The organism is Arthrobacter sp. 10N44_2, assembly GCF_056394385.1.
Map to the genome: position 1 here is coordinate 1 of NZ_JBFTHT010000003.1, position 19,632 is coordinate 19,632.

At 69.2% G+C, this 19,632-nt stretch carries 19 protein-coding genes; 12 read left to right on the forward strand and 7 right to left on the reverse strand.

Going from position 1 to position 19,632, the window contains the following annotated elements:
• The 4 genes from AC1DBX_RS04590 to AC1DBX_RS04605 form a co-directional block, all read right to left on the reverse strand.
• The coding region (locus AC1DBX_RS04590; protein WP_476931169.1) for a DUF222 domain-containing protein at window positions 1–1,020 on the reverse strand (1,020 nt) is incomplete at its 3' end.
• A gap of 167 nt (window positions 1,021–1,187) precedes the next feature.
• Window positions 1,188–1,490, reverse strand: coding sequence for a hypothetical protein (locus tag AC1DBX_RS04595; RefSeq protein WP_476848746.1), 303 nt, complete (start codon window positions 1,488–1,490; stop codon window positions 1,188–1,190).
• A gap of 57 nt (window positions 1,491–1,547) precedes the next feature.
• On the reverse strand, window positions 1,548–1,772 hold the full coding sequence (locus tag AC1DBX_RS04600) for a DUF3107 domain-containing protein (RefSeq protein WP_028278253.1): 225 nt from the start codon (window positions 1,770–1,772) through the stop codon (window positions 1,548–1,550).
• 61 nt (window positions 1,773–1,833) lie between these two features.
• Window positions 1,834–2,529: a TetR/AcrR family transcriptional regulator gene (locus AC1DBX_RS04605; RefSeq protein ID WP_374208359.1), complete on the reverse strand. Its 696-nt coding sequence runs from the start codon at window positions 2,527–2,529 to the stop codon at window positions 1,834–1,836.
• A 108-nt stretch (window positions 2,530–2,637) separates the two neighbouring features.
• Between AC1DBX_RS04605 and moeB the strand changes: the two genes are divergently transcribed.
• Both moeB and AC1DBX_RS04615 read left to right on the forward strand, forming a co-directional pair.
• Window positions 2,638–3,861: a molybdopterin-synthase adenylyltransferase MoeB gene (moeB, locus tag AC1DBX_RS04610; protein WP_476931170.1), complete on the forward strand. Its 1,224-nt coding sequence runs from the start codon at window positions 2,638–2,640 to the stop codon at window positions 3,859–3,861.
• 85 nt (window positions 3,862–3,946) lie between these two features.
• A complete protein-coding gene (locus tag AC1DBX_RS04615) occupies window positions 3,947–5,032 on the forward strand; it encodes an SDR family NAD(P)-dependent oxidoreductase (protein ID WP_476931171.1) in 1,086 nt (361 codons plus the stop codon).
• 38 nt (window positions 5,033–5,070) lie between these two features.
• Here AC1DBX_RS04615 and AC1DBX_RS04620 read toward each other — a convergent pair whose 3' ends face one another.
• Window positions 5,071–6,453: a glutamyl-tRNA reductase gene (locus AC1DBX_RS04620; RefSeq protein ID WP_476931172.1), complete on the reverse strand. Its 1,383-nt coding sequence runs from the start codon at window positions 6,451–6,453 to the stop codon at window positions 5,071–5,073.
• Between the two features lie 170 nt (window positions 6,454–6,623).
• Here AC1DBX_RS04620 and hemE point away from each other — a divergent pair, with 170 nt between their 5' ends.
• From hemE to hemL, 10 genes are all read left to right on the forward strand, one after another.
• Window positions 6,624–7,796 (forward strand): uroporphyrinogen decarboxylase, encoded by a 1,173-nt coding sequence (hemE, locus tag AC1DBX_RS04625; RefSeq protein ID WP_476931173.1) that lies wholly within the window; start codon window positions 6,624–6,626, stop codon window positions 7,794–7,796.
• Between the two features lie 4 nt (window positions 7,797–7,800).
• Entirely contained in the window at window positions 7,801–9,327 is a 1,527-nt protein-coding gene (locus tag AC1DBX_RS04630) for a protoporphyrinogen/coproporphyrinogen oxidase (protein WP_476931174.1), read from the forward strand.
• A 265-nt stretch (window positions 9,328–9,592) separates the two neighbouring features.
• Window positions 9,593–10,453, forward strand: coding sequence for a hypothetical protein (locus AC1DBX_RS04635; RefSeq protein WP_476931175.1), 861 nt, complete (start codon window positions 9,593–9,595; stop codon window positions 10,451–10,453).
• Window positions 10,454–10,577: 124 nt separating this feature from the next.
• A complete protein-coding gene (hemQ, locus tag AC1DBX_RS04640; RefSeq protein ID WP_028277195.1) occupies window positions 10,578–11,324 on the forward strand; it encodes a hydrogen peroxide-dependent heme synthase in 747 nt (248 codons plus the stop codon).
• On the forward strand, window positions 11,321–12,604 hold the full coding sequence (locus AC1DBX_RS04645) for a ferrochelatase (protein WP_476931176.1): 1,284 nt from the start codon (window positions 11,321–11,323) through the stop codon (window positions 12,602–12,604). Before hemQ ends, AC1DBX_RS04645 begins: the two co-directional genes overlap by 4 nt.
• On the forward strand, window positions 12,601–13,599 hold the full coding sequence (hemC, locus tag AC1DBX_RS04650; RefSeq protein WP_230010623.1) for a hydroxymethylbilane synthase: 999 nt from the start codon (window positions 12,601–12,603) through the stop codon (window positions 13,597–13,599). Before AC1DBX_RS04645 ends, hemC begins: the two co-directional genes overlap by 4 nt.
• A gap of 19 nt (window positions 13,600–13,618) precedes the next feature.
• Entirely contained in the window at window positions 13,619–14,599 is a 981-nt protein-coding gene (locus AC1DBX_RS04655) for a uroporphyrinogen-III synthase (protein WP_476931177.1), read from the forward strand.
• Window positions 14,596–15,579, forward strand: a complete 984-nt coding sequence (gene hemB, locus AC1DBX_RS04660) for a porphobilinogen synthase (RefSeq protein WP_476856657.1) — start codon at window positions 14,596–14,598, stop codon at window positions 15,577–15,579. The genes AC1DBX_RS04655 and hemB overlap by 4 nt, the downstream gene beginning before the upstream one ends.
• Entirely contained in the window at window positions 15,576–16,676 is a 1,101-nt protein-coding gene (locus tag AC1DBX_RS04665) for an LLM class flavin-dependent oxidoreductase (RefSeq protein ID WP_476856658.1), read from the forward strand. Before hemB ends, AC1DBX_RS04665 begins: the two co-directional genes overlap by 4 nt.
• A 45-nt stretch (window positions 16,677–16,721) precedes the next feature.
• Window positions 16,722–18,053, forward strand: coding sequence for a glutamate-1-semialdehyde 2,1-aminomutase (gene hemL, locus AC1DBX_RS04670; RefSeq protein ID WP_476873232.1), 1,332 nt, complete (start codon window positions 16,722–16,724; stop codon window positions 18,051–18,053).
• Between the two features lie 79 nt (window positions 18,054–18,132).
• Here the strand turns inward: hemL and AC1DBX_RS04675 are convergent, their stop codons facing one another.
• Together AC1DBX_RS04675 and AC1DBX_RS04680 are read right to left on the reverse strand one after the other, a co-directional pair.
• Window positions 18,133–18,870, reverse strand: coding sequence for an amino acid ABC transporter ATP-binding protein (locus AC1DBX_RS04675; protein ID WP_028277189.1), 738 nt, complete (start codon window positions 18,868–18,870; stop codon window positions 18,133–18,135).
• Window positions 18,867–19,631 (reverse strand): amino acid ABC transporter permease, encoded by a 765-nt coding sequence (locus AC1DBX_RS04680; protein ID WP_028277188.1) that lies wholly within the window; start codon window positions 19,629–19,631, stop codon window positions 18,867–18,869. The genes AC1DBX_RS04675 and AC1DBX_RS04680 overlap by 4 nt, the downstream gene beginning before the upstream one ends.
• Window position 19,632: the final 1 nt, after the last annotated feature.

The following is a 19,632-nucleotide window of genomic DNA, read 5'->3' on the forward strand; positions in this document are numbered from 1 at the left end:
TGTGTTCATCACGGTGATCAGGTGTTCGAACTGGTCTGTGGTGGCGAAGATTTCCAGGTGCTGCAGGCCGTGCCGGGGTTTGCGGAGGAAGGCGCCCTGGAGCTGGCGGAGCAGTTCCTCGGAGGGCTCGGCGCCGTCCTGGTCCAGCGCCCCGGCCCAGCTGCGGCTGACCCGGGCCAGGAAGTCGGCGTCGTTCTCGATGGCCGTCGCGGTCAGTGCATGTTCCATCGCCACGACCGCCTCCGGGAGGCAGCTGTGCCGGACCCGGTCCAGGGCGAGCGTGATGACGGTCGCGGCCCGGGAGGCGACCTCGCCGGCCGCGACGGCGGCTCCGAGCTCCGGGTGCACGGGCGGGATGGGCCGGCCGGCGAGTCCCTGCCGGGGCAGCAGCGTGTCGGCCAGGCAGAGCCGGCGCCTGGCCTCCGCGGCGCCGATCCGCAGCCGCGCCCGCAGGAACTCCACCGTGTTCCGGTACCCGTCATCCAGCACCGATTCCGGCACCGCCGGTTCCACCGTTCCGGGGCTTCCGGCGGGCGCCGCCGCAACGGACCTGCCGGAGGGCTCCGCAGCAGCGGACGTGCCGGAGGGCTCCGCAGCAGCGGACGTGCCCGCGGGAGCCGAGGCCAAGGAGGCGCCGGCGGGTTCCGCGGTTCCGGGTGCGCCGGTCTGCCACCCGCCGGGGCTCTCACGCCAGCCGGTGGTCCACCCGGTGACCGCCCCCGTTACAGCCCCCGTGGCCGCGGCTGCGGACTGCTTCCTGGTCCGGTCCACGGCGGCGGCCGCGACGAGCTGCAGATACTCCACCGCGCGGGAGACTTCCTCCACGCCGCCGGCGAAGTCCGACGCGGCCCTGAAGCCCCACGACCCCGCATCCTCCACCGCCGTCGAACCCACCGCCCGCAGCGCGGCCAGGGCGGCGTCCAAACCGAATTGCCCGACCCGGGCTGCACCCCGCTCCGTGCCCTCCGCCTCGTCCCCGCAGGCGGTGAAATCCCTGATGAAATCCCTGACGGCTTCCATGGCTCGAGTCTATTTGAGGGCTCCGACAAAAGTGATGGGCACAGTTCCGCCTCGGAATGACTCCGGTACGGCGCACTCGGCCGAACCCCAAATGAACTGTGACCACGCACCCCGTTGGGTGCGTGGTCACAGTTGCGCGCCGAAAACAGCTGCGCGGGGCTAACGAACTAGAGCTTCAGGATGCCCGTGAGTCGCTCGGTGTCCTGCCGCGTCCGGGCCCTGCCGAGGTACACCACAGCCGCGATCGAGGCCGCAGTGCCCAGGACCATCGGCAGGATCCATGGGATCCAGGTCAGGCCCGGCTGGTAGCCGAATCCGGCCGCTATGAAGATGATCCAGCTGAGCATACCGACGGATGCAGCGACTCCCGCGGGGACGGCGACGCCGTACTTCTGGTGACGCTTGTCGTTGGCCCACACCACGAAACCCGCAGCCACGGTCACCATGGCGACCACAATCAGGGAAAGCATTCAGGACACCTCACGATGTAGAAACTGCGATGAAGGACGGTGGTGGGAAGAACGGGGCTAGAGGGCACCGAAGCCGACGCGGCGGGCCTCTTCTGCGCCGATTTCCACGTAGCCCAGAACATTGGCGGGGACGATCACCAGGCGGCCTTTGTCGTCCGTCAGCCGCAGTTCGCTGCCCTTGGCGATCGCGTCGCCAACTACCTTGGCGACGGCTTCGGCATCCTGCGCCGATTCGAGGACAATTTCGCGGCCAATGTTTTGAATACCAATCTTTACTTCCACAGCAAGGCCTCCCAGCCAATCAACGTCCAAAAAATGTCTAAGGTCAATCTCTAGTTGTAGTCTAGGTCTCTTTGGGGAAGCGGGAGATTCCGCGCCAAGCTAAACGGTAGATGAGGTCACTGGCTACATCGAGATCCAGGTTCCCGTCCGTTTCCAGCCAATACCGTGCGCTCACGTGGGCCATGCCGGCGAGTCCGCGGCCCAGCAGCTGGGCCTCCAGCTCAGGCAGTTTGGTGTCCTCGGCGATGACGTGAGCGACGGCGTCGGCGAAGGTCTTGTTGAACGTTTCCAGCCGCGCGCTGACGTCGGGATCGTTAATCAGGTCCGACTCGAAGACGAGCCGGTGGGCCTGGTCGTCGTGCGCGATGAAGCGGAAGTAGGCGCGCATGACGGCCTGGACGCGCTCGTCATTGTCGGTGGTGGAGTTCAGGGCGCCAAGCAGGAGGTCGGTCAGCTTGCTGAGGTGGCTGTCCAGCAGAGCCAGGTAGAGGTCCCGCTTGGAGGGGAAGTGCTGGTACAACACCGGCTTGCTGACGTGGGCGGTCTCGGCGATCTCGTCCATGGCGGCACCGTGGTAGCCGTTCGCCACGAAAACTTCCTGCGCGGCCGCCAGCAGCTGAGCCCGGCGTTCGTCGCGGGGGAGGCGGGCCGAGCGTTGTCCGCTCCGGGGCTGCCCTGCCGTCGGCTTGCCGGACTCGTCCCGCTCCAACGGTGCCTGATGAACCACTGTCGGCCTTCTTTCCCTTATCCACCCCATTGCGCGCAATGGCAATCATTTGCATTTTGTACTGAACTACCTTGCACTCAATTACACCTTACGCGCGGGTAATATGACCTGGTGGTATCTTCGGGCATAGATTGAAGTATGGCTTCCAAGTTCACCGCCGCCGGTGCCCCCGCAACCCCCCAGACGAAGCTGGATCCGCAGCCCGGACCGCTGGTCGACCCGGCTGCGGACCTCAGGCCGGACGAGGTGGAACGCTACTCGCGGCACCTGATCATTCCGGAGATCGGCGCGATCGGCCAGCGACGCCTCAAGAACGCAAAAGTCCTGGTGATCGGTGCCGGTGGCCTCGGCTCCCCGGCCCTGCTCTATCTCGCCGCCGCGGGGGTCGGCACCCTTGGCATCGTCGATGACGACGACGTCGACCTCAGCAACCTCCAACGCCAGATCATCCATGGTGTCGAGGATGTGGGCCGGCCGAAGATCGAGTCCGCCCGCGACGCCATTAAGGCCCTGAACCCGCTCGTGGACGTCCGGCTGCACAACGTCCGGCTCGACGCGTCCAACGCACTGGAGCTCTTTGCCGGCTACGACCTGATCCTCGACGGCGCCGACAACTTTGCCACGCGCTACCTCGTCAACGACGCCGCCGCCATCCTCGGCAAGCCCTACATTTGGGGATCGATTTTCCGTTTCGACGGCCAGGTCAGCGTCTTTTGGGAACAGTTCGGGCCCACCTACCGGGACCTCTACCCGGAGGCACCCCCGCCCGGATCCGTGCCGTCCTGCGGCGAAGGCGGCGTGTTCGGCATGCTGTGCGCCGCCGTCGGAGCGCTGATGGTGACCGAGGCGGTCAAACTGATCACCGGCGTCGGCCGGTCCCTGCTGGGCCGGCTGGCGCTCTATGACGCTCTGGGCGGCACCTGGCGCGAGATCAAGGTGACCAAGGACCCGGCGGCAGCACGAATCACCGAACTCACCGATTACGAGGCCTTCTGCGGGATCACTCCAACGGCGGATGCCGGTACCGAGCACACCGTGACGGCGACCCAGCTCGCCACCATGCTGGCCTCCCGCAAGGCCGGCCTCAAAGACTTCCACCTCGTGGACGTGCGGGAGCAGGGAGAATACGAAATCGTCCGCATTGAGGGGTCGGAGCTGATCCCGCAAGGCCGCATCCTTGCCGGCGAGGCGTGGCAGGAACTGCCCCAGGATGCCGAAATTGTCTTCCACTGCAAGGCCGGAACACGATCCGCCGCCGTCCTGTCCGCAGCCCGCGCCGTCGGGTACGAGCGCGTCAGCCACCTCGAAGGCGGCATTCTCGCCTGGGTACGGGACGTGGAGCCCGGGAAACCGGTGTATTGAGCCGCGGCGGCCCATATGGCCAGCAAGGCCGCGATACCGCACAACATGCTCCGCCGAGCGGCGCCCTAAAACGAAAGGCCTGGTCATGAGCGAGGAAAATGTCGTGAGAGAGGAAGACGCCGTGAGCCAGGAAAATACAGTGACGTCCCAGCGCAAGATTGGCTCCGGGTTCGGCCGGGATTCGACGGCGGCCGACGTCATTGCCGGCATCGACCTGACCGGGAAGACCGCTATTGTCACGGGCGGCTACTCGGGGCTGGGCCTGGAGACCGTGCGGGCGCTGGCCTCCGCCGGCGCCACCGTCGTGGTGCCGGCCCGGCGGCCCGAGCATGCCCGCGACGTCCTGGCCGCGGCGGGGCTGACGCCGGCAACGGCTGGCGGCGGCGTCAGCGTTGCCGAACTGGAAGTTGCCGAATTGGACCTGGCGGACCAGGACAGTGTGAAGGAGTTCGCCGCCGGCTTCCTGGCCGGTCCGGCACTTGGCGCGGCGCCGGGCTCAGGCCGCAGCCTGGACATCCTCATCAACAACGCCGCCATCATGGCAAGTCCGGAGCAAAGGGTGGGACCCGGCTGGGAATCACAGTTCGCCACGAACCACCTCGGCCATTTTGCCTTGACCAACCTGCTGTGGCCGGCGCTTGCCGCGGCGCAGGGAGCCCGCGTGGTCTCGCTGTCCTCGACCGGCCACAAGCTCTCGGCCATTCGCTTCGATGACATCAATTTCGACGCCGGCTACGACAAATGGCGTGCCTACGGCCAGGCCAAGACGGCGAACGCGCTCTTCGCCGTCCAGCTCGATGCCCTGGGCCGGAACTTTGGCGTGCGCGCCTTCGCAGTACATCCCGGCGGGATCATGACGGAGCTGCAACGGCACCTGCCGCGGGAGGAGATGATCGCCGCGGGCTGGATGGACGAGCACGGCAAACTCGACCCGCGCTTCAAGACACCCGCGCAGGGCGCCGCCACCTCGGTCTGGGCCGCAACCACGCCGGCGCTCGAAGGAATGGGCGGCGTCTACTGCGAGGACTGCGACATCGCCGAAGCCACGGTGCCGGGATCGCCCGAAGCCAGGATCAGGGGAGTGGATGCCCACGCGGTGGACCGGGAGGCGGCCACACGGCTGTGGCAGGTGTCGGCCGAAATGACCGGGATCAACGCTTTCCCCGGATAATCCAGGGATAAGCCGCGGTGCGGGGACGCGCGGGGCAGCTACGCGGTTTCGCGGATGTCGCCCGCTGCGGGGCCGGGGTTATGGGCACCGGGGTTGTGGACAGCGGCATTGTGGTCCACAGGGCAAGCCCCGGAACCGGCGGCACCTGCAACCGTTGCGCCGGCGGTGGGCTCCACCGTGATGCCGTACAGCGCCTCAAGACCGGCAATGTAGGCGTCCTGCTGTCCGTTGGAGGCCAGTTCGCGGGCCCGGACGGTGGGGACGTGGAGAAGCTGTTTCACCATGCGGCGCAGGGCAAATTCGACTTCTTCGGCGGCGGCCGTGCAGCCATGCCGGGCCCGGACCTTTTCCATTTCCGCATCCAGGACGTTCATCGTGTGGCGGCGCAAGGCGACGATCGCCGAGTCGACGCTCCTGGCCTCGCGCTCCTGCTCGAAGGCGCTGGCCGCTCCGGCCACGATGCTGCTGGCCTGTTCGAGCGACTCGGCCTGTTCCTGCGGTGCGGCCAGCCGGACCGATTCCAGCGTCAGCAGTTCGACGCCGTCGAGGTCGCCGACAGCGGGGTCGAAGTCATGGGTCAAAGCGAGATCGATCGCGATCAGCGGCTGGGGTGAGTTCGCCCGGATCCGGGCGAGGTCGTCCGCTTCGACCCGGCTGTCGGAGCCGCTGCAGCCGATCATGACGTCGGCCCCGGCAACTGCGCCCGGAAGCGTGTCCTCGTTCAGTGCCGTGCCGCCCCGGGTAGCGACGAAGCCGGCGGCGCGGCCGGAGGAGGAATAGACAGAGACATCGGTGCAGCCACGTTCACGCAGCAGGGACATGGTGGCACCGGCATAGGCGCCGGTCCCGAAGACGACGGCTTTCTTGGCGGACCAGTCCGGGTTTTCCGACAGGTCAGTGGCGAGGTCCAGGGCCACGGAAACGATGGAGAGCCCGCGCGAACCCAACGCCGTCTGGGCGCCGACGTCCTTCGCGGTCTTGGACGCGGCCTGGAACAGCCTGACCAGGCCGGAGCTGGCGGTGCCCTCGTGCTGGGCCGTGATCAAGGCGCGGCGCACCTGCCCGGCAATTTCCCGTTCGCCCACCACAGCGGAGTCCAGACCGGAGCTGACCGAGAAGAGGTGCTGGCTGACCTCGGCGCCGGTGCGGGTGCTGAAGGCGCGGGAGACGAGCTGATCGTTGAGTCCGCTGGCGCCGCTGATGTGGGTGATGAGGGCCGCCCGGGCCGCGGCGACGGCGTCCGGATGGGGGGCTTCACCGTAGATTTCAAGGCGGTTGCAGGTGGCAAGGACAACGGCACCCGCCACGGCCGGCGATCCGGCGAGGGCGGATGTGGCGATCCCTGAAGCACCGGTGCTCAACTGAGCAACGGTTTCGAGGTCGATGTCGGCGTGTGTAGCCACCAATGAAAAAAGAACCACAGCATCACCATCATAGCTTTTTCGCGTCCGTGTAGAACAACTGTCCGGGCGTGGGCTCAGGCACCCTGGCCTGTGATTCCCGCCACGACGCGGCACTCGGGGCCGGCGTCAGAGCCGGCGTGACAGGCTGTCGTTATCTTTTGGGCACAAATTTGGGCACAATCGAAGTCATGACTCCAAGCGCTGCGGCACGTGCCGGCACGACCACATTCAGTACGTCCGACAACGGCACAGCCGGCAATGCAGCCATTGACGGCGCCGCCACAGACGGCGCCGCCCGCGGCCTCGCTGCCGGCCACCCGCTGATGGACGGCCGCACCGCGGATTCGCCGCTGATCACCGCCTACCGCGGCGGCAAGCCCTCCCGCCGTCCCGTCTGGTTCATGCGCCAGGCCGGCCGCTCACTGCCCGAATATCTCAAGGTCCGTGAGGGCGTCGCGATGCTGGACTCGTGCCTGCGCCCCGAGCTCGCTTCCGAGATCACCCTGCAGCCGGTCCGCCGCCACGACGTCGATGCCGCCATCTTCTTCTCGGACATTGTCATCCCGCTCAAGCTGGCCGGCGTCGGAGTGGACATCGTGCCCGGCGTCGGACCCGTCCTGGACAAACCGGTCCGCACGGCCGCGGACGTTGCCGCCCTGCCGCAGCTGACCTGGGAGGCCTTGGAGCCCATCCGCGAAGCCGTCCGGCTCACGGTGGCCGAGCTCGGCAGCACCCCGCTGATCGGCTTCGCCGGTGCGCCCTTTACCCTCGCCGCGTACATGGTGGAAGGCAAGCCTTCCCGCGACCACCTCGGCCCGCGCACCATGATGCACGCCGACCCCGAAACCTGGACTGCCCTGGCCAACTGGGCCGCCGATGCCTCGGGGATGTTCCTCCGCGCACAGCTGGAAGCCGGCGCCTCCGCCGGCCAGCTCTTCGACTCCTGGGCCGGTTCGCTGGGACTGGCCGACTACCAGCGCTTCGTTGCGCCGGCGTCGTCCCGTGCCCTGGACCATGTCCGGCACCTGGGCGCACCCCTGATCCACTTTGGCACCGGCACCTCGGAACTGCTCGTCGCGATGCGCGACGTCGGCGTTGACGTCGTGGGGGTCGACTACCGGCTGCCGCTGGACGAAGCCAACCGCCGCCTCGGCGGCACCGTCCCGCTGCAGGGCAACATCGACCCGGCACTGCTTTCGGCACCGTGGGAAGTCCTCGAAGCCCACGTCCGAGAGGTGATCGCGGCCGGCTCCGCGGCGCCCGGGCACGTCCTGAACCTCGGCCACGGCGTGCCGCCGGAGACGGACCCTGAGGTGCTCACGCGCGTCGTCGAACTCATCCACTCCATCGCTCCGGAGTAGGGGCGTGGACGCAGGCGCCGCCGGGACTCGCGTGGAAGGCACCGCCGTCGTGATCGGGGGCGGGATTTCGGGACTGCTTGCGGCACGGGAATTCGCCCGGGCCGGGGTCCGCACCACCGTCCTGGAGGCCGGCGAGGCCTGGGGCGGCTGCGTCGGCAGCCATGTCGTGGCCGGACTGACCCTGGACAGCGGCGCGGAGTCTTTCGCCACCCGCACCGCCGCCGTAGCCGATCTCGCCGCGGAGCTGGGGCTGGCCGGCGAGATCGTTGCGCCGAACCCCGGCGGGGCCTGGGTCCAGTTGCCTGACGGCCCCCGGGAACTGCCTAAGACCGGTGTGCTGGGCATCCCGGCGAGCCCATGGGACCCGGAAGTCCGCCGGTCGTTGGGCCTGCTGGGATCCCTCCGAGCCTCCGTCGACGCCGTGCTGCCGGCCTCGCTGGGCACCGCTGCCGGGGCAACGAGCGTGTCAGCCCTTGTCCGCCGGCGGATGGGAAGGCGGGTCCTGGACCGGCTCGTCGCACCGGTGGTCGGCGGCGTCCACTCGGCCGACCCTTCAGTGCTCGACGTCGACATGGTGGCCCCCGGTCTGCGGGCCGGCATCCGCCAGCACGGTTCCCTCGCCGCCGCCGTCGCGGCCCAGCGCAGGGGAGCGGCGGCCGCCAGGGGCAGACCCCCCGGACCGGCCGGACCGTCCGGAACAGGCCAGGCCGGCGGGCTCCAGAAGGCCGGTTCCGCCGTCGCCGGGCTGCGCGGCGGCATGCACACCCTCGTCGCCGCCCTGCTGGCCGATCTGCGTCAGCGCGGAGTCACCCTGCTGCCCGGCACCGCGGCCCGGTCAGTGCGGCGCACAGCCGACGGCTGGCGCGTGGCCACGGACCAGGCCACTTTCGACGCCGGGCTCCTCGCGGTTGCGGTCGAGGGTCCCGCCGCCGTCGGGCTGCTTGAGGAGTCCCTGCCGGAACTTGCCGGCCACCGCCCCGATGCCGGACCCGACGTCAGCCTTGTCACGCTCGTGGTGGACCTCCCGGCCCTTGACGCGGCGCCACGCGGCACCGGCGTGCTTGTTGCGCCGCAGAGCCCGGGTGTGCAGGCCAAGGCGCTGACGCACGCCACCGCCAAATGGGCGTGGCTGGCGGAGCAGGCAGGCCCGGGACGGCATGTGCTCCGGCTCTCCTACGGGCGGAGTGCAGCTCCAGAGGCTGTTACTCCCCGGGCATTGCCCGAGCCCCGCGGCGGCGGACTGGCCGCGGCGCCGCGCTCCGACGATGAACTTTTCCGCGCAGCCCTGGCTGATGCGTCGGCCCTGCTGGCGGTGCCAGTCGGCGCCGGGGACGTGGCCGATTGGGACGTGGTCCGCTGGGCCGGCGCGCTGCCGTTTGCGTCCCTGGGCCACAGGCAGCGCGTCGCGGCCGTCCGGAGCGTCTGTGCCGCGGACGGCACGCTTGCCGTGGTGGGCGGCTGGCTGTCCGGCAATGGCCTGGCAGCGATCGTGGCCGACACCCCACAGCAGGTCCGCACACTGTTGTCCTGAACGTTGTCCTCAGCGCGGCTGCGCTGAATGTGGTTGCCTGAACGTGGCTGCGCTTAAATGTGGTTGCCTCAATGTGCCTGCGCTGAATTCGGTGACCCTGAATCTGGCTGTTCCGAACGAGGTTTACGAGTCCCAAGCACACCTTCAGTCACAGGAATCACAGCGGTTCCAAAGGCACCCTGAACCCCTCCGGTCACGGCGGTTTCGTGCCGGAAATTAGCGGTTTTTGCAAGTTTTTCCTGCTGGTCGATTCCGGCTAGGCTCGATGACCATGTTTATTTTCAGGTCCAAGGTGTCAACAACGAAGACCGGCCGCCATCGGGGCCTTCGAAGCGGCGCGGCGGCGGTCGCGCTCGGGGCCGTACTGGCTGGCACCGCCGGGGCTCCTGCCTCGCAGGCGGCCGCAGGGTTGTCCGCGGCGGCGTCCACCGCACCGTCCGCGCAGGGTTCGCTGACCCTCGGCCTCGGCGACGTGCTGGACAGCCTGCTGGGTTCCTCGACGACGCCGAGCCCCTCGCCGTCCGCCGGCTCGGGCGAGTCCTCCCCGTCGCAGCCGCCGCCGTCGCACGACAGCAGCCCGGAACCCAGCGACCCCGAGCCCAGCAATCCCGAACCTACGGCCCCGCGCACCAGTACCCCACCGGCGGCGAGCACCCCGCCCGCGACGGTTGCGCCGCCCGCCGGGCCGCAGGACCCCGCCGCGCCGCCCGCCGCCCCGGCTCCGGGAGCTCCCGCCGCCCCGGCTCCGGGAGCTCCCGCCGCAGGCGGATCCGCCGGGTCTGCCCCCACCGGACAGGCCCCCGGCCGGCCGGCACCGGGCAGCGTGGCCGCCGATCCGGCCGCCGATCCACAGTCCGGCACCGCGGTGCCGGCCGCGGGCAACGGTGCCGGCGCGCAGGCGTCGGCCTCGAAGTCGGCCACACCGCACCCGTCCCCAACGGGTTCAAACACAGCCGGCTGGACCCAGGCACCGGCTCCGGCCAAGGGCCACTCCGGCAACTCCTCCCTCGAGGCAACCTCGACGTTGGAACCGGCCGGCCTGTCCCCGCTGGTCGGCTGGGGCATCGGCCTGGTGGCGCTCTCGCTCGGCGCCGGCGCCGCGGTCCTCCGGATGCGCCGGAGCTGACAGGACCCGCCTCCCGCGGATGCGCCCCCGCCTCCCGCGCCCCGCATGTGAAATAAAGCACTTCTACGCGCTGTAGAAGTGCTTTTTTTCGACTTAGCTGGGGAGAGGAGGCAGACTGGTATGCATGAGCCACACTTCTGCCGAATCTGTCACTAAAACCGGAATGTCAGCCCCCGGAGAATCAGTCGCCGGGGCATCGGCGCCCGAAGATTCAACTGAGCAGTTCTTCACCCTTTGGACCGTATTCAAGCGGTCAGCGGACATCCTGCGCGGCGCCGATGCCGCTGAGGACTTCGAGGCCCTGATGAAAAGCCTCGCCGACGCCGGAGTTGTCCACCGCGGCAGCTACGACGTCTCGGCGATGCGGGCCGACGCGGACATTATGGTCTGGTTGCACGGTCCCCGGCCGGAAGCGCTGCAGCGGGCAGTGCGGGACATCCGCCGCAGCAAACTGTTCGCCGGCACCGAGATCGTCTGGTCCGCCATGGGCGTGCACCGGGAGGCCGAGTTCGCCAAGAACCACACCCCGGCGTTTTCCCGCGGCGTGGAACCGGCGGAATGGCTCTGTGTCTACCCCTTCGTCCGCTCCTACGAGTGGTACCTGCTCCCGGACGCCGAGCGCGGCGCCATGCTCCGCGACCACGGCATGCTGGGCCGCGATTTCCCCCAGGTCATCTCCAACACCGTCTCCTCCTTCGCCCTCGGCGACTGGGAATGGATCCTCGGACTGGAAGCCCCCGAGCTCGTGGACCTCGTGGACCTGATGCGCCACCTGCGCGCCACCGAAGCACGGCACCACGTCCGCGAGGAAATCCCCTTCTACACCGGCCGCCGCGTCACCGCCGCCGAGATTGCCGAGGTCCTGGCATGAGCCCGCTCGATCCGCAGGAATCCGCCGCCCCGGTAACCGCCGTGAACACCGTCACCGAGGCCGGCCGGATGGCCCCCAAGGAGTACGACGCAGTGCTCCTCGCCTCCTTCGGCGGACCCGAAGGCCAGGAGGACGTCATCCCGTTCCTCCGCAACGTCACCCGCGGCCGCGGCATCCCCGACGAACGGCTCGAAGAGGTCTCGCACCACTACCGCGCCAACGGCGGCATCAGCCCCATCAACGGACAGAACCGTCAGCTCAAGGCCGGCATCGAGGCCGAACTTGCAGCCCGCGGCATCGCGCTGCCGGTGTTCTGGGGCAACCGCAACTGGGACCCGTACATCCCGCAGACCCTGCAGGAGATCTACGACGCCGGCCACCGCAAGGTGCTCATGCTCACCACGAGCGCCTACTCCTGTTACTCCAGCTGCCGCCAGTACCGCGAGGACATCGGCATGGCGCTGACCGAAACCGGGCTCGACGGCAAGCTCGAGGTCGACAAGGTGCGCCAGTACTTCGACCACCCCGGGTTCGTGGAGCCCTTCATCGAGGGCACCGCCGCCGGCCTCGCCGACGTCCGTGCCCAGCTGGCCGCCGCCGGCACCCCGGACGCCCCCGTGCACATCCTGTTCGCGACGCACTCCATCCCGACCCGCGATGCCGAGGCCGCCGGCCGGTCCGAGGGCGAGCCGCGCACTTTTGAGGAAGACTCCGCCTACGCCGCACAGCACCTGGCCTCCGGCACCGAGATCATCCGCCGGGTGGAAGACGCGACCGGCCTGACCGCACCCTGGTCCCTCGTCTACCAGTCCCGCTCCGGCGCCCCGCACGTGCCGTGGCTCGAACCGGACATCAACGACGCCATCGAGGAGCTCGCAGGCCAGGGCGTCAAGGGCATCGTGATTGTGCCGCTGGGCTTTGTCAGCGACCACATGGAAGTGGTCTGGGATCTGGACACCGAGGCGCTTGAGACCTGCGCCCGGCTGGAACTGGCCGCAACCCGCGTCCCCACGCCCGGAACGCACCGCAAGTTTGTCGCCGGGCTTGTGGACCTGATCTGCGAGCGGACCGTCGCGAACAACATCGCCGAGCGGCCGCACCTGACCAAGCTCGGCCCCTGGTACGACGTCTGCCGTCCCGGCTGCTGCGCTAACTTCCGCGGCGAAAAGCCCACCATCGCAGGTGCCGACACCACCGTCGGGACCGGACACGATCCCTACCCGGCCGCCCCTGTGGCTTCGGGCACGGCTGCTGCGGCGGCGGGCCAGGGGACCGCATGAGCGTCCGGATCGGCACGCGCGCCAGCAAACTCGCCCTGACCCAGACCCAGCAGACCGCGGACCAACTGGCCGCCGTCGGCGGGTTCCCCGTGGAGCTGGTCCATATCCGGACCGACGGCGACGTCCTCAAAGGCTCGCTGTCCCAGATGGGCGGTACCGGCGTCTTCGTCGCCGCGCTCCGCGACGCCCTGTTGCAGGACGTCTGCGATATCGCCGTGCATTCGCTCAAGGACCTCCCGACCGGTCCGGCCCTCGGCCTGAGCCTCGCGGCCACACCCCAACGCGTCGACGTCCGGGACGTGCTGTGCGCCCGCGACGGGCTGAAGCTCGCCGACCTGCCGAGCGGCGCGAGCGTCGGCACCGGCTCCCCGCGCCGCGCGGCCCAGCTCCGCGCCGTGCGTCCGGACCTGGACATCCGCGACATCCGCGGGAACGTGGACACCCGGTTGGGACGCGTCCCCGGGCTGTCGGGCAACACGAACGACGCCGTCGTTGACGGCAAGTCAAACGACCTCGACGCCGTCGTGCTCGCAGCCGCCGGACTGCACCGGATCGGCCGGCTCGACGCGGTCAGCGAATACCTCGAGACGGACATCATGCTGCCGGCCGCCGGGCAGGGTGCCCTGGCGATCGAATGCCGCACCGCCGACGCTCCCCGCCGGGCCGGGTCCACGGAAGGCTCCCAGGGCGTGCTGGCGCAGGCCCTCGCGGCCCTCGATGATCCGGACACCCGGCTCGCCGTCACGGCCGAACGGGCTTTGCTGGCCCGGCTGGAGGCCGGATGCGCCGCCCCGGTGGGCGCCTACGCCTACCGCAAGGGCAGCATGCTGCACCTCGAGGCGGTGGTCTGCGCCGTCGACGGCACGGCAACCGTCCGCGACAAGAAAGCCACCGACGGCCTCACCGAGGTCGGGGCAACGCTGCTCGGGATCGAGCTGGCGGAAGTCCTGCTGGCCCGCGGCGCCGCGGACATCGCGGACCTGGCAGCTTCCTGAACCGCGGATCCACCACTTCATGGCACGGCACAGCGACCGCAACCACACGGGCGGCCCAACCGGCATGAGGGTGCCGGAGGGCGCCCGCGTGCTGGTTGCCCGCAGCCCGGACCGCGCGGGGGAACTCGTCACGGCCCTCCGCCGTGTCGGCGCCGAGCCGTTGCTGCTCCCGCTGATTGACTTTGAGCAGGCCAGCGACCAGCACTCCCTCGACGTCGCCTTCGACGCTCTCGGCGCCGGGGCCTACACGTGGCTCGTGATCAGCAGCGTGACCACAGTCCAGGCACTTGAGGCGAAAGCCGCGGAACGCGGCGCCTCCCTCAGCAGCTGGCTGCCCGGCAGCATCCTCGTGGCCACGATCGGCCCGGCGACCCGCCGTGAGCTGGAGTCCCGGGGCATCAGCGTCGACCTTGCACCCACGGGCCAGCAATCCGGCACGGGCCTGCTCGACATCTGGCCCGCGAACCAGGGCAGCGTGCTCCTGCCCCAGGCGGACATAGCGGACCCGCGGCTCCGCAAGGGCCTCGAGGCCCGCGGTGCGGCCGTCCAGGCCGTCACCGCGTACAACACCGTCGACTATCCTGCCGATCCGCGCCGGGCCCTGCCCGCATTCCTGCCCGCATTCCCGCCGGCCCCGCCACAGGCGACCTTGTCGCAGGGGATCAGTCCGGCCGGGCAGGACGCGCCGCCGCCCACCGTGCTCACCACGGCCGAGGCGAAAGCCGAAATCGGGGCCGGCCGGCTGCACGCCGTCGTCGCCGCCTCCCCGAGCGCCGCCCGCCGCATCCACGCGGACCTCGGCCCGCTGGGCACCTGCCGTTTCGTCGCCATCGGACGCTCGACGGCGGCCGAGGCGGCCTCCCTCGGACTCAGCGTCGACGCCGTCGCCGAAGAGCCGACGGCGTCCGGCCTGGTTGCCGCCGTCGTGCGGTCCCTTGACCACCAGCAGCCCCCACCGCCTCCGTCAGCCGCAGAGCCCTCAGCAAAGGACACCATATGAGCTTCCCGACCCACCGCCCCCGCCGGCTCCGCACCACCCCGGCCATGCGCCGGCTGACGGCCGAACACCGGCTCTCAGCCTCGGAGCTCATCCTGCCGGCCTTCATCCGCGAAGGCCTGAGTGAGCCCAACCCGATCGCCTCGATGCCCGGCGTGCAGCAGCACACCACCGATTCGCTCAGGCGTGCCGCGGCCGAGGCTGTCCAGCTGGGCGTCGGCGGCATCATGCTGTTCGGCGTCCCCGCCGTCCGGGACGCGCGCGGGACGGCGTCGCTGGACCCCGACGGCGTGCTGAACAAGGCCATCCGGGACGTCCGCGCCGAGGTCGGCGACGACCTCGTGGTCATGAGCGACGTGTGCCTCGACGAATTCACCGACCACGGCCACTGCGGTGTCCTGGACGCCAACGGCTACGTCGATAACGATGCCACCCTGGAAATCTACGGCCAGATGGCGGTTGCCCAGGCCGACGCCGGCGCCCACGTCCTGGGCCCGTCGGGCATGATGGACGGCCAGGTCGCCGTGATCCGGCAGGCCCTGGAGGACGCCGGGCACGCCAACACCGCGATCGTGGCCTACGCCGCGAAATATGCCTCCGCGTTCTACGGCCCGTTCCGCGAGGCCGTCGACTCACAGCTGACCGGAGACCGCCGCACCTACCAGATGGACGCCGCCAACCGCCGGGAGGCCATCCTCGAGGTGGACCTGGACCTGGCCGAAGGCGCCGACATGGTCATGGTGAAGCCTGCCATGAGCTACCTGGACATCCTCGCCGACGTCGCCGCCATGAGCCCGGTCCCCGTGGCCGCCTACCAGATTTCCGGCGAGTACTCGATGATCGAGGCCGCCGCCGCAAACGGCTGGATCGACCGCCGGGCCGCCATCACCGAGTCCGTCCTGGGCATCAAACGCGCCGGCGCCAACATGGTGCTGACCTACTGGGCGGGCGAGCTCGCCGGCTGGCTCAAGGAAACCCGATGAACACGGCCCCCGAATCCGCGGACGCCCCGCTCAATTCCACGCCCACCGCGCCGGTGGGGCCCAACCGCATCCTCCTGGGCCTGAACACCTTCGGCGACGTCGGGGTCTTCCCGGACGGCCATCCCGTCCCGCACGCCCAGGTGCTGCGCCAGCTCCTGGAACAGGCCGAACTCGCGGACCAGGTCGGCCTGCACGCCTTCGCGGTGGGGGAGCACCACCGCCGCGACTTCGCTGTCTCCGCCCCGGAGGTATTCCTGGCCGCGGCGGCTGCCCGGACCAAGAACATCCGGCTCGGCTCGGCCGTGACAGTGCTCAGCTCCGATGACCCGATACGGGTGTTCCAGCGCTTCGCCACCGTGGACGCCATCTCCGGCGGCCGGGCAGAGGTCATGCTGGGCCGCGGGTCCTTCATCGAGTCTTTCCCGCTGTTCGGCCTGGACCTGGCGGACTACGAGGTCCTCTTCGAGGAAAAGCTCGAGCTCTTCGACAAGGTCCGGGCGCAGAAACCGGTCCACTGGGAGGGACGCACCCGGCCGGCCATCAGCGGCCTGAGCGTCTATCCGCCGCTGGAACACCACCTTCTGCCGACGTGGATCGGCGTGGGCGGCACCCCCGAGTCGGTGCTGCGCTGTGCCGAGTACGGCTACCCGATCATCTTCGCGATCATCGGCGGCCAGCCGCGGTCGTTCGCGCCCCTCGCCAACCTCTACCGTGAGGCCATGGCCAAGTACGGGCACCCGATGCAGCAGATGGCCACGCATTCGCCCGGCCACGTTGCCGCCACGGATGAGGACGCCCGCGAGGAGTTCTTCCCGCACTGGCTACAGCAGCGGAACCGGATCGGGGCCGAACGCGGCTGGGGCCCCGCCAGCCGGGGCGAGTTCGACGCGATGTGTACGCCCGAGGGAGCCCTCTATGTCGGGTCGCCGGAAACCGTGGCCGCGAAGATTGCCCTGCTCAAAAAGAACCTGGGCGTGGACCGCTTTGACCTCAAGTACAGCAACGGCACCCTGCCGCACACGGCCATGATGCGCTCCATTGAGCTGTTCGGCACCGAAGTGGCGCCCCGCGTGGCCGCGTTGCTTAGCGCCAACTGAACTGGCCGCGAACAGACCTCGCCGCGAACTGAAAGAATAGAAACCATGACTTCCAGCATGCCTCGCAACGAGGAACTCTTTGACCGTGCCCGCCAGCTGATGCCGGGCGGCGTGAACTCGCCCGTGCGCGCCTTCGGCTCCGTGGGCGGGACGCCGCGGTTCATGGTGTCCGCCAAGGGCGCCTACCTGACCGACGCCGACGGTGCCGACTACGTCGACCTCGTCTGCTCCTGGGGCCCGGCGCTGCTGGGGCACGCCCACCCGGAGGTCCTGGCGGCCGTGCACGCCGCCGTCGACCGCGGTCTCTCCTTCGGCGCCTCCACGCCGGACGAGGCCAACCTTGCCGCAATCGTCAAGGAGCGCGTCCCGGCCGCCGAGCGCGTCCGGATGGTCTCCACTGGCACCGAGGCGACCATGACGGCCGTCCGGCTCGCCCGCGGCTTCACCGGCCGCAACCTGATCATCAAGTTCGCCGGCTGCTACCACGGCCACCTCGACGGCCTCCTCGCCGCCGCAGGCTCCGGCCTGGCGACCCTCGCGCTGCCCGGCTCAGCCGGGGTCACTGCCGCGACCGCCGCCGAGACGCTCGTGCTGCCCTACAACGACCTCGGCGCCGTCGAAGCCGCCTTCGCCAAGCACGGTGACAGCATTGCCGCCGTCATCACCGAAGCCGCACCCGCCAACATGGGCGTCGTCACCCCCGGCGACGGCTTCAACGCCGGCCTCTCCCGGATTACCCGCGAACACGGCGCCCTGCTGATCCTCGACGAGGTCCTGACCGGATTCCGCACCGGCTACTCCGGCTACTGGGGCCTCACCGGAGGCGCCGCCGGTGCCGCCGAGCCGTGGACCCCGGACCTGCTGACATTTGGGAAGGTGATTGGCGGCGGCATGCCGACGGCGGCTCTCGCCGGACGCGCGGAGGTCATGGACTACCTGGCGCCGCTGGGCCCCGTCTACCAGGCCGGGACTCTGAGCGGTAACCCGGTGGCCATGGCCGCCGGGGTCGCGACCCTCACGCACGCCACCCCCGAGGTCTATTCGTTCGTGGATGCCCGCTCGCTGGAACTCTCCGCGGCGCTGTCCTCCGCACTCGATGCGGCCGGCGTGGACCACTCCATCCAGCGCGCAGGCAACCTGTTCTCCGTGGCCTTCGGCACGGGCGCCCGGGGTGTCCACAACTACGAGGACGCCCAGGGCCAGGAAGTGTACCGCTACGCCCCGTTCTTCCACTCCATGCTGGACTCCGGCGTCTACCTGCCGCCGTCGGTCTTCGAGGCCTGGTTCCTCTCCGCCGCGCACGACGACACCGCGATGAACCGGATCTTCGACGCCCTGCCGGCAGCGGCTAAGGCGGCGGCCGGCGCCAAGCCATAGCCTCAGCCCTTAAATGACTGATGGCACCCGCCGCTGCGGGTGCCATCAGTCATTTAAGCTGCCGTGACGCTGGAGCGAACTACAGAACGTCCGCGAGGAACCCCTGCAGCCGCTCGGTCCGCGGGCTGGTAAAGATCTGTTCCGGGGGACCGGACTCGACGACGACGCCGGCGTCCATGAACGTCACGGTGTCCGAGACATTGCGGGAGAAGCCCATCTCGTGGGTCACCACCACCATGGTCATGCCGCCCTTGGCGAGGTCGGCCATCAGCGCCAGCACACCCTTGACGAGCTCGGGGTCGAGGGCGGAGGTGGCCTCATCGAAGAACATCACCTCCGGCTTCATGGCCAGGGCGCGGGCAATGGCGACACGCTGCTGCTGGCCGCCGGAGAGATTGGCAGGACGCGCGTCGGCCTTGTGTTTGAGCCCCACCAGGTCGAGCTGCTCGAGTGCCTCGGCCCGGGCCTGCTCCGCCGGCAGCTTGCGCAGCTTCCGCAGCGCCAGCGAGACGTTGTCCACCACGGTCTTGTGCGGGAACAGGTTGAACTGCTGGAACACCATGCCGATCCGCTGGCGCAGCTCGTCCGGGTTGTCCTTCAGGACCGAGCGGCCATCGAGCAGGATGTCGCCCTGGTCCGGTTCGATCAGACGGTTCATGACACGCAGCAGCGTGGATTTTCCTGAGCCGGAGGGGCCAATCACCGAGGCAGTGGTGCCCTTCTCGACATGAAGGTCGATGCCGCGGAGGACATGGTTCGTGCCGAAGGACAAGTGCAGGTTCTTGCCGGTCAGCGAGCCGGAGGCGAATTCGCTCATGGCTGTGCTCCCTTCCCGATCAAGGCCGCGGCGTCGTCAGGCTGACGCTTCTCCGGACGGCCGGTGCGCAGACGCTTGTCGATGTAGTTGACCAAGTGGGTGAGCGGAACGGTCAGGATGAGATACATGAACGCGGCGGCAACCAGTGGCGAGAGGTTTCCCGTATTGGCGGCGGCGTCGTTACCGATCCGGAAGATCTCGCGCTGGCTGGCGATCAGGCCCAGCAGATAGATCAGGGACGAGTCCTTGATCAGCGCGATGAACTGGTTGACCAGGGCCGGGAGCACGCGCCGGACGCCCTGTGGAATCACCACGAGGCGCATAGACGAGCCATAGCTGAAGCCCAGGGCCCGGGACGCCTCCAGCTGGCCCTTTTCCACGCTCTGGATGCCCGAGCGGAAGATCTCGCCGATGTAGGCCGCAGCCATGAGCGTCAGGGCGAAGATGGCCAGCGGGAACGGGTTCGTGGATCCGGTCGCTACCCGGACTATGGGTCCGAGCCCGAGGCCGATGAGGAGGATGATGACAATAGCCGGAACGCCGCGGAAGATGTCCGTGTAGATCCGGGAGAGCCACCGCAGCGGCGTCAGGCGGGACGTGCCCATGACGGCCAGGACCATGCCCAGGATGCACCCGAGCACGCCCGAGGAAACCGCCAGGATCAGGGTGTTGGGCAGGCCGAACATAATCATGTTCGGCAGGACGGCTGCCATCGCCTCCCAGTCAAAGAAGGTCTTTACGAGTTGATCGAGTGCATCCATG